Here is a 14,023-nt window from a genome sequence, read left to right on the forward strand (position 1 = left end):
TCCTACATTCTTGTAACTCTTGTAATTCCTATGAAAATTGCCATTGCTCAGCTCAATCCTACGATCGGCGATCTTTCCGGCAACGCCCGCCAAATTCTCGAAGCAGCTCAACAGGCAGCGAGTCAAGGTGTTTCTCTCCTACTGACGCCAGAGCTTTCCCTTTGCGGCTATCCGCCTCGCGATTTGCTGCTTCAGCCTGCGTTTGCACGATCGATGGCAGACACGCTAAACCAATTAGCAAAAGATTTGCCCCCTCAAATCGCCGTTCTGGTTGGAACCGTGGTTCCCAACGATCGCGCTGTTCAAACCGGAGGCAAACCGCTGTTTAACAGCATTGCGCTGCTGCAAGATGGCGATGTTCAGCAGTATTTCCACAAGCGGCTGTTGCCCACCTACGATGTGTTCGACGAAGATCGCTACTTCGAGCCGGGGCAGGCAAGCATGGCATTTGCGATCGACTCGCTCAAAATTGGCGTCACCATCTGCGAAGACCTGTGGAACGACGAAGAATTTTGGGGCAAGCGCAGCTATGAAGCCAGCCCGATCGAGGATCTGGTGGCTCAGCAGGTGAATCTAATCGTCAATTTATCTGCCTCTCCCTTTCATATGGGCAAGCAAAGAATTCGCCAAGCCATGCTGCACCATGCGGCGATTCGCTACCAGACTCCGATTATTTATGCTAATCAGGTAGGCGGCAACGATGATCTGATTTTTGACGGCAACAGCAGCGGCTTCGATCGCCGGGGTGAAATGACCTGCCGAGCAAATGCCTTCGAGCCGGATCTGGTCCTGGTTGAATATGATCACACGCAGCAGGATTTGTGCCTCAATCCCAACCAGATCGCGCCGCAGCCTGAAAATGACGACGCCGAAATGTGGTCTGCGCTGGTGCTGGGCTTGCGGGACTACGTGCGAAAGTGCGGCTTCTCGAAGGTTGTGCTGGGCTTAAGCGGCGGGATTGACTCTTCGCTGGTGGCAGCCGTGGCAATGATGGCGATCGGTGCAGAAAATGTGCTGGGAGTTTTGATGCCGTCGCCCTACAGTTCCAAGCACTCGATCATCGATGCCGTGCAGCTCGCGCAGAATCTGGCGATTAAAACCGAGATATTGCCGATCGGCGACCTGATGCAAAGCTACGATCGCACGCTGGCAGAGCTGTTTGCAGATACAGAGTTTGGGCTGGCGGAAGAAAATTTGCAGTCGCGGATTCGTGGCAATCTGCTGATGGCACTCTCGAATAAATTTGGGCATCTGCTGCTGTCTACGGGCAATAAATCCGAAATGGCGGTTGGCTACTGCACCCTCTACGGCGACATGAACGGCGGACTGGCGGTAATTGCAGATGTGCCTAAAACGAAGGTTTATTCCATTTGCCAATGGCTCAACTCCACTGGGCAAAAGCTGATTCCGGCTCATGTTATCGTCAAGCCGCCCAGCGCAGAACTCAAGCCCGGGCAGGTCGATCAAGACTCGCTGCCGTCCTACGACATCCTCGATGATATTCTGCATCAGTTTATCCACGACAATCGATCGCCCGACGAGATTGTTGCAAGTGGGCACGATGCTGCCACGGTCGAGCGTGTGATCAAACTCGTGATTCGCGCCGAATTTAAGCGCAAACAGGCTCCTCCTGGCTTAAAAGTCACCGATCGCGCCTTTGGCACAGGCTGGAGAATGCCAATCGCCAATCGATGGCTACCCGCGGCTGCTCATCCGGCTGCGATCGCCATCAAACCCTAGCCAAAGAGAGCCTGCGAAGAATTTAGGGAAATCGAAAAAGCGGTACTCCCGGCAATCAAATGGGTCAAATCTCCTTTCCCACTGTGGCGGCTGGGGATAGCTCGAGCTGCGATCGCCGTTTTTCGTTGTCTTTCCAGAATTCAATCCGAACTTTAATCTAGAATTCAATCCGAACTTAAACAAGATATCTTGTCAACAAACTTTCGATGCCATATGGCACTCTTTCTAAAGAGTTGCGAATTTTGCTGCGCGGTTTTGGCTCAAGCAATTGCTGTATTAGGATTCTGCTCCAGAAGCAGCGCTCGCCGTTTCAGTAATTTTTCTAAAAAGCAGAGCCAGTTTAGTGAGAATGAGTTGCAATAAGTGTACAATGAGTCTCCAGCAGCGAAACCGACCACCCGTCAGGCAATCTGCTGCAAATATCACAACTGTGCATACTCTTTTACCTCGACTCTTCAACGGGATATGAACAAAATTACGCGACGCGCTTTTTTGTGTGGGGGTGCTGCAACGGCAGCCGTGGCGATTGGTCAAGCAGGGAAAGCAAAGGCTCAATCTCCGGTGGTTCGCACTGCTCAGGCTCAGAATGTGCTGAATCTTTATTCTGGGCGGCACTATGACACCGACACCGCCCTCTACGAAAGTTTCACTGCTAAAACAGGCATTCGCGTCAACCTGATCGAAGCTGAAGCCGACGCGCTGATCGAGCGGATCAAAAGCGAAGGAGCAAACAGTCCAGCCGATGTGCTGATTACCGTCGATGCCGGACGGCTCTGGCGCGCAGCAGAGCAAGAAAGACTGTTACAGCCGATCGACTCTGCAGTGATTCGGCAGGCAGTCCCCGAAAATCTGCGCCATCCTGATGGACTGTGGGTGGGTTTGTCGAAGCGGGCGCGAGTGATCATGTACGACAAAACCAAGGTCAACCCGGCAGAGCTTTCGACTTACGAAGCGTTGGCAGACGAGCGATGGAAAGGACAAATTCTGGTGCGCTCCTCCAGCCATGTTTATAACCAGTCGCTGGTTGGTTCGATGCTGCAAGCCAATGATGCCGCCAGAACAGAAGCCTGGGCAAGAAGCGTGGTGGCAAACTTTGCTCGTGAACCCGAAGGCAATGATACTGCCCAAATCCAAGCTTGTGCTGCGGGAGTAGGGTCGATCGCCATTGTCAACACTTACTATTTGCCTCGCCTTGCCAAGTCTGAAGATCCGGCAGAAAAGGCGATCGCAGAAAAAATTGGCGTATTCTTCCCCAACCAGCGCGATCGGGGAGCGCACGTTAACATCAGCGGCGGCGGCGTGTTAAAGACGGCTCCCAACCCGGAAGCAGCCGTGCAATTCCTGGAGCATCTGGTCAGCCGCGAGTCGCAGGAAATTTTTGCCAAGAGCAACAACGAATATCCGGTCGTGGAAGGCGTATCCCTTGACCCAGTTCTGGCAAGCTACGGCAGATTCCGCGATGATGCGATCAATGCAAGCGTCTTTGGACGAAACAACCCAGCAGCTCTCCAGATTATGGATCGGGCAGGCTGGAAGTAGTTCTGTGGGTCTTGAAGCCATATCCCCTCGTTCCTACTTCAGACCCATCCCCTCCTGCAAGGGCAAGGGTGGGTCGATGATGCTCAATCACTCTTCAGGAGTGGTAACGGCAAAGCGATCGGTTGCTTTGCAGTAACGCGCAGGAATTATGGCGGAACCTAGAGCGCTCGGTTCTCAGGCACATTCCCCCTTCACAATTCCCCTTCACACCAGCGGAGGGGCTTTTTTGTGCCTTTGCTGCCCGCAGACCTGCCTGAATTTTCTATGGCATCCATTCCAGCCCGATTCCGACCCGGCTATCTTTACGCCGTGGGGCGTTTTGCTGCTGCACATCGGCAGAGACACGCAGGTGCGGTGTGACCGCGTAGCCTACAGAAAGCGTTGTGAGTCCAACTTCTGATTCTGAACCGGGCGCGACCCAGCTTTGGCTCAGCACAACATCAGCGGCTCCGGTTCTGGATAGGGCAAGGATGAGTCGGACTCCCACATTCACGCCGTCGGTTGTGCCGTCAACAGTTTCGATATGGCGATAACCTACGATCGGCGCAAGATTAACATTGCTGCCCAGGGGCAAAACGTAATAGTGCAAATCGGCTCCATAGGATTCGATTGGGCGATCGAAGGCAGTTTGATACTGTGCGCTAAGGGTCAGGGGCGATCGACCGAGAAACACATCTTCCACGCCCACCAGAACCCCGGCTGCCTGTTCGCTGGCAGGATACTGGGAATACAAGAGTCTCAGGCGCGTCCGAAAACTAGGATCGCTGCGAATTTGCGATCGCACATCCGGCACTTCATTTAGCCATCGCTGCAAAACTGGACTATTTTCGATGATGCTGGGATCCAGATCGATGGACTGCTCAGTCCTAGAAGCAGGACTTTCTTCAGGAGACGCAGTAGGCTGAGCCTCGGCTGAAACGACTCCTGCTAGGATGAACCCTATGCTCAACAGCGCAGATTTTAGAAGGGCAGATTTTAGAAGGGCAGACTGAATGCCCACCGTCAGATTCGTCATCGAAACCATCATGCAAGTATTAGTCACTGGAGTTGCCGGATTCATAGGCTATCATCTCGCCGAGCGGCTATTAGCAAACGGCTTTGCGGTTTATGGCATCGATAACCTGAACGAATACTACGATGTCAACCTGAAGAAAGCGAGACTGGCAAGACTGACGGATAAACCAGGATTTACGTTTCAGTATCTTGACCTGAGCAATCGATCGGAAATAGCCAACCTGTTTCAGCAGCAGCAGTTTGATTATGTGATAAATCTGGCAGCGCAGGCGGGCGTCCGCTATTCGCTCAGCAACCCCTGGGCGTATGTAGACAGCAACGTCACAGGGTTCGTAAATTTGCTGGAGGGCTGTCGTCAGAGCCAGATCCAGCATCTTGTTTTTGCCTCTTCTAGTTCGGTCTATGGCATTAATCCCAAAGTGCCTTTCTCCACCAGCGATAACGTCGATCACCCCATTTCCCTCTACGCTGCCACCAAAAAAGCCAACGAACTGATGGCTCACACCTACAGCCATTTGTATGGGCTGCCTACGACCGGACTCCGCTTTTTCACCGTTTATGGAGCCTGGGGACGACCGGATATGGCATATTTCAAATTTGTGCAGGCGGTAGAGTCGGGTCAGGCGATCGATGTTTACAATCACGGCGAAATGCAGCGCGACTTTACTTATATTGATGACGTAATTGAAGGGGTGGTGCGCGTTATGCAAAACCCGCCTCATTCCGGTAACTCTAATGTAGCCAGCCAGGCTCCCTACAAGCTCTACAACATCGGCAATCATCAGCCCGTGTCACTGCTGCGCTTTATCGAAGTGATCGAGCAAACCCTCGGCAAAACCGCCCAAAAGAACTTCCTGCCGATGCAGCCCGGAGACGTGCCCACGACTTACGCTGATGTCGCTGACCTGATGCGCGATGTTGGCTTCCAGCCCAGCACCCCGATCGAAACCGGAATTGCTCGCTTTGTGGAATGGTATCGATCGTATTACGGCAGTTCAGAACGACAGCGTTAAACCAGAAGTAAAACCAGAGACAAAACCAGAAGTAAAACCAGGGATAAGGGAAGGGTCAATTCAAGGGGCTGCCTAACGGGGTCAAACTCAACCCTTTATCCTTGGATTCAGCGGATTCAGCAACGTCGCAAATTTATCCTTGTGTCTTTTCGTCGAGCGTGTCTTCGCTATCTCCTGCACCAATCAGAGTGGCGAGAATTTGGCTGTCCGGGAACGTTTCGAGCGCGAGTTTTTTGATCAGCACGGTCAGCGGCAACGCCAGAAATGCACCGATCGGACCCAGAATCCACGTCCATAAAATGACTGCCAGAAAAGTGGTCAGCGTTGATAAATCCAAGCCGCGACCCAGATAGCGTGGACCCACCACCACATCAAAAAAGTTATTAATCAGGGCATAGCCAATAAACACGATCGCCGCCTTCACAAACCCAAACTCCAGCAACGCCAGCACCAGCGGCGGAACCAGCGCAATCACATAGCCAATGTTAGGAATAAAGTTAAACAAAAACGACAGCACGCCCCACAGCACGGCAAAATCCACGCCCAGAAACAGCAGCAGAATCGTTTGTCCGATCGCCGACATTCCCCCCAGCCAGCTTTTGATCAGCAGATAAACGCTAATGCTGCGGCTAAAGGCAGTCAAGCGAGCCAGCATCGGATTTCTAGCTCCTAAACCACGCTTCAGCTTGTTGGAAAAGCTCGATGCCCCGATCAGCATATAAATAAAGATGAACAGGGTTAAGCCTGCGTTGCTGAGCGTGCCGATCAGTCCGCGAATAAAGGCGATCGTAAGCTGAATAATGCGTCCCGGATTGATCAAATCAAGCTGAAAAATGTCTTCCTGCTGGATACCAAAGCGAGCAAGCTGCTGCTGCATGAGCGCAAACTGAGTTTCCAGCAACGGGCGATACTGCGGCAGTGCCTCTGAGAGCTGAGCGACCGAAATCCCGAGAAACACAACCAGCACCAGCCCGATCGCAATGACGCCCAGAATCACAATCATGTAAGCTAGCCAACCCGGAACTCGCTTATGCCGCAGCCAAGCCAAAAGCGGCGAACACACCAGCACAATAAACAGCGACAGCAAAATCGGGCTGAGCAAACCAGATGCTGCCTTTAAGCCCGCGATCACAATGACCAGACTGGCTAGGCTGACGAGTAGGCGAGTGAGAGAGCGATCGGCCATAGGGAGTGGATGGGGGGATGGGAAGCGAAGTGGATGACGGGATGGAGAGTAGAGCCTAGGATGGGTTAGCGCAGCGTAATGCAGCAGCTTCGGGCGTTGGGCAGCGGTGAAGACCGTGAGGTGAGGACGATAGGGTGAGGAGTGTAGGGTGAGGACTCTATTACGAGCATACGGGCGGAGTGGAGGAAAGCAGAAAGAGAATTGCTATTAGGAATCTTGCCCCGATCGCGTAATGACCAAAACACTCCTGAAAAAGCCTGTTTCGCAGCATTATACGGGAAGGAATGGAGGATACAGGAAGGAATAGAGGCGATCGCAGAATTGTCGCCAGAATTCAAGCACTTCGCGCAAAGCAGAATTAGACGTGAGATAAACTGAAGAATCGAACTTCTGCACGAAAAGGGAACCGATTATGCGACTGTCTCAAATGCTGTTTGTCACCCTGCGGGAAGATCCGGCAGAGGCAGAAATCCCCAGCCACAAGCTTTTGGTGCGGGCGGGCTATATTCGGCGGATTGGCAGCGGCATTTATGCGTATTTGCCGATGATGTGGCGCGTGCTGCAAAAGGTTTCCCAGATTGTGCGCGAAGAGATGAACGCTGCCGGGGCACAGGAAACATTGCTGCCGCAGCTTCAGCCGTCGGAACTGTGGAAAGAGTCGGGACGGTGGGACACTTATACCCAGGCAGAAGGCATTATGTTTGCCTTTCCCGATCGCCAGAAGCGAGAAGTGGCTTTGGGACCGACGCATGAAGAAGTGATTACGGCGGTCGCCCGCGATATGATTCGCTCGTATCGTCAGTTGCCGGTTAATCTGTATCAGATTCAGACCAAGTTCCGGGATGAGATTCGTCCCCGCTTTGGCTTGATGCGTGGCAGAGAATTCATCATGAAAGATGCCTACTCCTTTGATCTGGATGAAGTGGGCATGAAGGAGTCTTATCGCAAGATGCACGATGCCTATCATCGAATTTTGACGCGCTGCGGACTGGAGTTTCGCGCCGTCGATGCGGATTCGGGGGCGATCGGCGGTTCCGGCTCTCAAGAATTCATGGTGCTGGCAGCAGCAGGCGAAGACGAAGTGCTGTACACCGAAGACGGTCAGTACGCCGCAAACGTAGAAAAAGCGGTTTCCCTGCCGCCCGACGCGGAGCCTTCGCCCTTTGAGAAATTTGAAAAGCGCGATACGCCTAACACGCCCACGATCGAAAGTCTGGCAAAATTCCTGAATTGCTCTCCAACGGCGATCGTCAAGAACGTACTGTATCAGGTGGTTTACGATAACGGCAAAACGGTGCTGGTAATCGTCAGCATTCGAGGCGATCAGGATGTGAACGAGGTGAAGCTGCAAAACGAACTGACCAAACTGGCAGGACAGTACGGCGGCAAAACGATCATTGCCCTATCCGTTCCCTCGGCCGAAGAGCAGCAAAAATGGGCAGCGAAAGCACTGCCGCTGGGATACATGGCTCCCGACCTCAACGATGACTACATTAAGCCTCTTAAAGACCTGGAGCCGAAGTTCTTGCGATTGGTTGATAAGACAGCTGTAGATTTGCAGCTTTTTGTTACGGGATCTAATGAAACCGATCGCCACGTTGTCGGCGCGAACTGGGGCACTCAATTCAAACTGCCGCCGCTGCAAGTCGATGTGCGAAAGGCAAGCGCAGGCGATCGAGCCATGCACGATCCCAATCAGACGCTCCAGACAGCGCGAGGCATTGAAATCGGGCATATCTTCCAGCTTGGAACCAAATACTCGAAGGCAATGGGCGCGACCTTTACCAGCGAACAGGGTGAAGAACTGCCCTTTGTAATGGGCTGCTACGGCATCGGCGTATCTCGATTGGCGCAGTCTGCGGTAGAGCAGTCCTATGACAAAGACGGCATCGTGTGGCCCGTTGCCATTGCACCCTATCAGGCGATCGTCGTCATTCCCAATGTCAACGATACAGATCAAGTGTCGGCGGCAAACGTGATTTATACCGAGCTAAGCCGGGCTGGCGTTGAGGTAATGCTCGACGATCGCGATGAGCGGGCTGGCGTGAAGTTTAAAGATGCGGATCTGATTGGCATTCCTTACCGGATTGTGACAGGTCGATCCCTCCAGCAGGGCAAAGTCGAAGTCGTTCGTCGGGCAACTCGGGAATCTCAGGAAATCTCCATTCATGAAGTTGTTCCAACGATCAAACGCTGGCTGGAAGAAGCGGTCAAGGGTTAAGGTCTGGGGTTAATCCACCTTCTGAGCTGAAATCGTTCCGAATCGTTGTTTCCTTTTTTATATCTTTGGGAATGCGCTAAGTTTCTATACCAAGTTGAGCCAGCAAAACATCAGGAGAGTAAAATTCACGCTTTTTTCATCTGCCTAAAGTGTGTAATGTGAACTTTTTTGAGATTCTGTTAGCAATTCTTCTCTAAGCCTCATCTTAGAAATAGAACTTTATTGCTGAACTCAGCAGGTAGGGAAACACCGATCATGTCAGAAACCGCTTTCGACCAAGAGCATTTGCTTCATTGCATTACAAGTCGGATTCGCCAATCGCTTGAGCTGCAGGAGATTTTAACCACAGCAGCCCAAGAGATTCGAGGTTTTCTTGACATCGATCGTGTTAAAGTGTACCGCTTTGAGCCAGATGGAAGTGGGATCGTTATTGCAGAGTCGATTCAGGATGCACGCTTGCCTTCTTTGCTGGGCTTGCGCTTTCCTGCTGGAGATATTCCGTCTCAGGCACGAGAACTTTTTCTCCGAACCCGGCAGCGCGTGATTGTTGATGTTTCCGCACAGCGCAAAACACTCAATGCCCTCGACTGCCAGGAAACCGGGCAACCCCTTTTGATCGAGGATCTGCGGTACGCGCCTGTTGATCCGTGCCATGTGCAGTATTTGCTGGCAATGGGGGTGATGGCATCGTTAGTTTTGCCGATCGTGCATAAGCAGCAGCTCTGGGGTCTGGTGGCAATTCATCATGCTTCGCCTCGCCACTTTTCTAAGCAGGAGTTGCAGATGGTGCAGCTTTTGATTGATCAGGTATCGATCGCCATTGCTCAATCCACGCTGCTTAAGCAGGTTCAACAGCAGGCGTATCACGAAGCGACGATTAATCGCATCAGCAGTTTGCTGCATTGCCCCTTGAGCCAGGCTGAAATTCGTCAGGTGGTTTTAGAGGAAACGGTCAAAGCTCTGGACGGCTCAGGAGGACGGCTTTATCTGGTGGCAGAACCGGGGGGAGAACCAGCACAGCTTTACACCTTTGGCGAACAGCCGAGCGAAGCCTTTATTGAAGAGGGCTGCGGATGGCAGCAGGTAATGGGTGGGCAGTACCCTTTACCCGATCAACCTGTCACAGATTATGCAGTGGCGACGATCTGGAAACCCTCTGGACATGCCCTCATGCCGCTCAGCTTTCTCGGGCAAACGATCGCAGCTCGGGGGATTACAGAACGAAACATGACAAGGCAAACCCTGAGCCAGCAAAATGATCGTGGGCAAGGTTCCAGGGAAAGTGTTTATTCAGAAAATGGAGGACTGTTGCCTCCCGCAATGTTCACCAATCTGTTTCAAGATCCTCAGTTTCGGCCCCTTGCCGCTGCTTTTCAATCGACTCCGATTCGCTCGGTGCTGGTGATTCCGCTTCAGTATCATCATCAGCGTGTGGGTTGGCTGAGCGTGTTCCGCAACGGCTATGACACCGAAATCCTGTGGGCGGGTCGTCAAAATCCTGATGAGCGCAATCAGTTTCCTCGTCGGTCTTTTGAGGCATGGCGCGAGCTGAAAACCGATCAAAGTCCCGAATGGAGCCAGGAAGTCGTCAAGCTGGCACAAACGATCGGGATTCACCTGTACATGGCAACCATGCAAAAACGGGTGGAGGAACTGCTGCGCCACGAAGCCTCCCACGATCGCCTGACCAAGCTGCCCAATCGGCTATTGTTCGACGAACAGCTTTCTCTGGCACTGGTGTCGGCGCAACAGCGAGGAGAAACGCTTGCCGTGGCTTTTCTGGATCTCGATCGCTTTAAGACTGTAAACGACACGCTGGGACACGCTGTAGGAGATCAGTTGCTTCAGCAGGTGACCAAGCGGCTTCAGGGCTGTTTACGCCAGTGCGATACCATCTCACGCTGGGGAGGAGACGAATTTACGCTGCTGTTTCCCCACATCGGCTATGTGGATGATGTGAATAAGCTGACCCAGCGCGTCCTGGATGTGTTGAGTGCACCCTTTTATCTGGAAAGCCAGGAACTCTATGTGTCTGCCAGTTTGGGCATTGCCCTCTTTCCCTACGACGGTGAAGATGTCGAAACCCTGCTAAAACACGCTGATACTGCGATGTACCGCGCTAAGCAGCAAGGTCGCAACAATTATCAGATTTATTCTCCAGAAATGAATCTGCAGGCACGAGAACGCCTGGAACTTGAAACCGACCTGCGAAAGGCAATGATCAAAAACGAGTTTCTGCTGCACTATCAGCCCCAGGTGGATATTTACACAAGCGAGATTTCCAGCATGGAAGCCCTGATTCGCTGGCAGCATCCTCAGCTTGGACTGGTTCCCCCCAATCAATTTATTCCCCTCGCTGAAGAAACGGGATTAATTGGGGCGATCGGAGCCTGGGTGATTGAGACGGCGTGTGCACAACATCAGGCGTGGCGGGCTGCGGGTCTGCCGCCGATCCGGGTTGCGGTGAACCTTTCTGCCGATCAGTTTCAGCAGCGCAATTTGGTGAAAACGATCGTGCAAATCCTCCAGAAAACAAAGGTCGAGCCGCAGTATTTAGAGCTAGAAATCACCGAAAGCATGGCAATGCAGGACGTTAACTTCACCATTTCCGTCTTGCAGGAACTTCAGCGCATGGGCATCCAGATTGCAATGGATGACTTCGGCACGGGCTACTCGTCGCTCAACTCGATCAAGCATCTTCCCCTGAACACGCTCAAAATTGACAAGTCTTTTGTGCGCGATTTGATTACCGATCCAAGCGATACAGCGATCGCCAAAGCAGTTGTGGCATTGGGGCAGGGGCTAAATCTGAAGACGCTTGCAGAGGGTGTGGAAACGGTGGAGCAGCTTGAATTTTTGCGCCTCCTGGGGTGTGATGTAGCACAGGGCTATTTGTTCAGTAAACCCCTCCCTGCCGAAGCAGTCGTTGACTTTGTGCTAAATCATACCAACGCGGTCACCTCACGGATTCAGCTAGAAGCGGCTGAGCTGCCAAAACGGAACAATTCAACCCCACCCAAAGCCAATCCTGCATCCCCCGCCGGATATCCAGAATGCAAACACTGTCCCCATGTAAAATCGCTTCAGGTTTCCGTGAAGGACTTAAAACAGCAGCTCAAGCAGCACAAGAAAATTGAGGGGACGCTTCGTCAGCAGTGGAGGCACCGATCGCGATGAGACTGGGTGCTGTCTTGCTGATCATCGTCCTTTGCGGTGTAACCCCATCCCTGCCCACTGACTCACTTCTCCACCTTTCTAGCAGGGGTCAATTTCTGGTAGCTTAAAGCATGAGTTATTCAGGTGCAGTTCTCGCTGTTGACCTGTCGCTGTACTGGGAGGAAAATCATGTCTATTCTGTTTCAACTTGCCCTCGCTGCCCTCGTGGTGATGTCGTTTGTGATGGTAATTGGCGTTCCGGTCGCCTATGCCTCGCCCCGCAACTGGGAGCAATCTAAGCGGCTGATTCTGCTGGGTTCTGGAGTGTGGCTGCTGCTAGTGCTTTTAGTGGGCGGCTTAAACTACTTTGTGGTTTAGTGGTTTAGCCTAGAAGAAGGCGTTTTGTGCAGGGCGATCGGATTGGAACCGCTCTGATGCAAAGAACCTGTTCACCCCAATTGTTTATACCAGTTGGGTAAAGCTCACGGAAGTTGTTATGGCTGTTTTTGAGGGCACGTTTACCGATACTGCCGCTCTGCGTTTCGCGATCGTCATTGGTCGATTTAATGACCTAGTGACCGGGAAATTGCTGGAGGGCTGCCAGGATTGTCTTAAGCGTCATGGGATCGATGCCGATCCTCATGGGACTCAGGTTGACTACTTTTGGGTTCCGGGCTGCTTTGAGATTCCGCTTATGGCACGTCAACTTGCAATTTCCCATCAATACGATGCCATTATCTGCATTGGCGCAGTGATTCGCGGCTCTACGCCCCACTTTGACTATGTGGCTGCCGAAGTGTCCAAAGGAATTGCTGCTGCCGGATTCCAGACTGGCGTTCCGGTAATTTTCGGCGTATTGACGACCGACACCATGCAGCAGGCACTCGAACGGGCAGGCATCAAGAGCAACAAAGGCTGGGATTATGCAATGGGGGCGATCGAGATGGCAACCCTGATGCGTCAGGTTCGCAGCCTCAACGCTGACCCCAGCGGCAGTCTTCCAGGCAGCAGCGCAGCCCTTCCCGCGACGCTCAAGAACATTACCGCTTCGGCTGAATAGCAGATTGATGTCGCTCCGGTCTCAAAAAACTGTTCAGAAAACCTTGACAAAACCTCAGTTTTTTGAGACATTAGTAAATGTGCTTGATGCGGGTATAGCTCAGTGGTAGAGCGCAACCTTGCCAAGGTTGATGTCGCGCGTTCGAATCGCGTTACCCGCTTACTCAATCCTCAATCAATATTGCTTAATCAATCGCTCTTGATTGATGTTAATGAATATCTTAATTAATAAGAGTTTTTGGGATGAAAGCATTTTTGTGGCTTGCTCCCTGCTGCTCTCTCCACTCCCCTGCCCATTGGAACTGCACTCTGGCGCGACGAGCGGCAATTTCATCTTCTGGACGATCGCCCACATAATAGGTTTTTTCAGGCGTTTGCTTGTGCCGCGCCATTGCCAAATTCAGCATTCCTGCGCCCGGTTTGCGGTACTGCCCTGACCACTGACTTCTGCTGTGGTTATAAACATTGTGGCGAGTCACTCGAAAACACTTTTTGCCGCCGAAGTCTGGACAGAAGTAAATCTCTTTTAGCCGTGGAAAGAGTTCTAGCGTGTATTGCTGTTCTGCGATGCATTGCTGTATTGATTTGTGTCCTGCCGCAACCCCGCCTTGATTGGTAATCCCAACCATAATCCATTCATCGGAATAAGAACGAAGCGCATCTTCAACCCCTGCGATCGCCTGCTGATCTTGGGAATGCTGGAAGTACTGCTCTCCACTGAGCGATTGCCGGATTGTGCCGTCAAGGTCTAGCAGGAGTAGGGACATCGTTCTGCATCAGGGAAGGATAATATCTGCATCTTAGGCTGGGGTTAGCTCACTTCCCTCCTGCTAATGGCATGACGGCTGAAACGATCGCTGCCCCTTTAGAAGGAATGATTGATCTAATCGTGACAGCACTTAAAGAACAATAGGCAAAAAACAATATGAATTAGGAAGAGTGTCCATGAGTGATTGAATAGAGAAGTTGACAACAGAAGTACACTCTGGTAACGGACTATTTACAGGATGTGGCTTCTGCTTCGCCACAGGAGAGGTTAGAGCCGGAGCTGGCGTTGGACACGCGCTACACCGTGTCAACAAACACCGTGTCAAC

Annotated in this window: 10 protein-coding genes and 1 tRNA gene; 8 read left to right on the forward strand and 3 right to left on the reverse strand. The window is 52.2% G+C overall.

From position 1 onward, the window contains the following. Nucleotides 1-30 precede the first annotated feature (30 nt). Both H6F80_RS24700 and H6F80_RS24705 read left to right on the forward strand, forming a co-directional pair. The gene (locus tag H6F80_RS24700) at nucleotides 31-1,740 is read left to right on the forward strand and encodes an NAD+ synthase (protein WP_190794165.1); all 1,710 of its coding nucleotides are present in this window, start codon (nucleotides 31-33) and stop codon (nucleotides 1,738-1,740) included. Between the two features lie 465 nt (nucleotides 1,741-2,205). Then, nucleotides 2,206-3,279, forward strand: coding sequence for a Fe(3+) ABC transporter substrate-binding protein (locus tag H6F80_RS24705; protein WP_190794166.1), 1,074 nt, complete (start codon nucleotides 2,206-2,208; stop codon nucleotides 3,277-3,279). A 262-nt stretch (nucleotides 3,280-3,541) separates the two neighbouring features. On the opposite strand, the gene H6F80_RS24710 is transcribed toward H6F80_RS24705, so the two are convergent. Beyond that, nucleotides 3,542-4,321 carry a hypothetical protein gene (locus H6F80_RS24710; RefSeq protein ID WP_347277922.1) on the reverse strand — a complete coding sequence of 260 codons (780 nt, stop codon included), beginning with the start codon at nucleotides 4,319-4,321 and terminating at the stop codon, nucleotides 3,542-3,544. Between H6F80_RS24710 and H6F80_RS24715 the strand changes: the two genes are divergently transcribed. Further along, entirely contained in the window at nucleotides 4,305-5,306 is a 1,002-nt protein-coding gene (locus H6F80_RS24715; RefSeq protein WP_190794168.1) for an NAD-dependent epimerase, read from the forward strand. The genes H6F80_RS24710 and H6F80_RS24715 overlap by 17 nt on opposite strands. 133 nt (nucleotides 5,307-5,439) lie before the next feature. Here the strand turns inward: H6F80_RS24715 and H6F80_RS24720 are convergent, their stop codons facing one another. Then, nucleotides 5,440-6,492, reverse strand: coding sequence for an AI-2E family transporter (locus H6F80_RS24720; RefSeq protein WP_190794169.1), 1,053 nt, complete (start codon nucleotides 6,490-6,492; stop codon nucleotides 5,440-5,442). A 412-nt stretch (nucleotides 6,493-6,904) separates the two neighbouring features. Here H6F80_RS24720 and H6F80_RS24725 point away from each other — a divergent pair, with 412 nt between their 5' ends. The 5 genes from H6F80_RS24725 (at nucleotide 6,905) to H6F80_RS24745 (ending at nucleotide 13,089) form a co-directional block, all read left to right on the forward strand. Beyond that, entirely contained in the window at nucleotides 6,905-8,713 is a 1,809-nt protein-coding gene (locus H6F80_RS24725; protein WP_190794170.1) for a proline--tRNA ligase, read from the forward strand. Nucleotides 8,714-8,968: 255 nt separating this feature from the next. Beyond that, entirely contained in the window at nucleotides 8,969-11,890 is a 2,922-nt protein-coding gene (locus H6F80_RS24730) for a bifunctional diguanylate cyclase/phosphodiesterase (RefSeq protein WP_190794171.1), read from the forward strand. 168 nt (nucleotides 11,891-12,058) lie between these two features. After that, on the forward strand, nucleotides 12,059-12,247 hold the full coding sequence (psbZ, locus tag H6F80_RS24735) for a photosystem II reaction center protein PsbZ (protein WP_190794172.1): 189 nt from the start codon (nucleotides 12,059-12,061) through the stop codon (nucleotides 12,245-12,247). A 118-nt stretch (nucleotides 12,248-12,365) separates the two neighbouring features. Then, nucleotides 12,366-12,929, forward strand: coding sequence for a 6,7-dimethyl-8-ribityllumazine synthase (ribH, locus tag H6F80_RS24740; RefSeq protein WP_190794173.1), 564 nt, complete (start codon nucleotides 12,366-12,368; stop codon nucleotides 12,927-12,929). A gap of 88 nt (nucleotides 12,930-13,017) precedes the next feature. Beyond that, nucleotides 13,018-13,089 (forward strand) — tRNA-Gly (locus H6F80_RS24745). Nucleotides 13,090-13,149: 60 nt separating this feature from the next. Here the strand turns inward: H6F80_RS24745 and H6F80_RS24750 are convergent. Next, the gene (locus H6F80_RS24750; RefSeq protein WP_190794174.1) at nucleotides 13,150-13,695 is read right to left on the reverse strand and encodes an HAD-IIIA family hydrolase; all 546 of its coding nucleotides are present in this window, start codon (nucleotides 13,693-13,695) and stop codon (nucleotides 13,150-13,152) included. Nucleotides 13,696-14,023: the final 328 nt, after the last annotated feature.

This window comes from Leptolyngbya sp. FACHB-711 (assembly GCF_014695615.1).
Taxonomy (GTDB): domain Bacteria; phylum Cyanobacteriota; class Cyanobacteriia; order Elainellales; family Elainellaceae; genus Leptolyngbya_A.

Excerpts from the sequence above, each read along its gene's own strand:
- H6F80_RS24700 (WP_190794165.1), top strand. The coding sequence starts at position 31 with ATGAAAATTGCCATTGCTCAGCTCAATCCTACGATCGGCGATCTTTCC.
- H6F80_RS24705 (WP_190794166.1), top strand. The coding sequence starts at position 2,206 with ATGAACAAAATTACGCGACGCGCTTTTTTGTGTGGGGGTGCTGCAACG.
- H6F80_RS24715 (WP_190794168.1), top strand. The coding sequence starts at position 4,305 with ATGCAAGTATTAGTCACTGGAGTTGCCGGATTCATAGGCTATCATCTC.
- H6F80_RS24720 (WP_190794169.1), bottom strand. The coding sequence starts at position 6,492 with ATGGCCGATCGCTCTCTCACTCGCCTACTCGTCAGCCTAGCCAGTCTG.
- H6F80_RS24725 (WP_190794170.1), top strand. The coding sequence starts at position 6,905 with ATGCGACTGTCTCAAATGCTGTTTGTCACCCTGCGGGAAGATCCGGCA.
- H6F80_RS24730 (WP_190794171.1), top strand. The coding sequence starts at position 8,969 with ATGTCAGAAACCGCTTTCGACCAAGAGCATTTGCTTCATTGCATTACA.
- psbZ (WP_190794172.1), top strand. The coding sequence starts at position 12,059 with ATGTCTATTCTGTTTCAACTTGCCCTCGCTGCCCTCGTGGTGATGTCG.
- ribH (WP_190794173.1), top strand. The coding sequence starts at position 12,366 with ATGGCTGTTTTTGAGGGCACGTTTACCGATACTGCCGCTCTGCGTTTC.
- H6F80_RS24750 (WP_190794174.1), bottom strand. The coding sequence starts at position 13,695 with ATGTCCCTACTCCTGCTAGACCTTGACGGCACAATCCGGCAATCGCTC.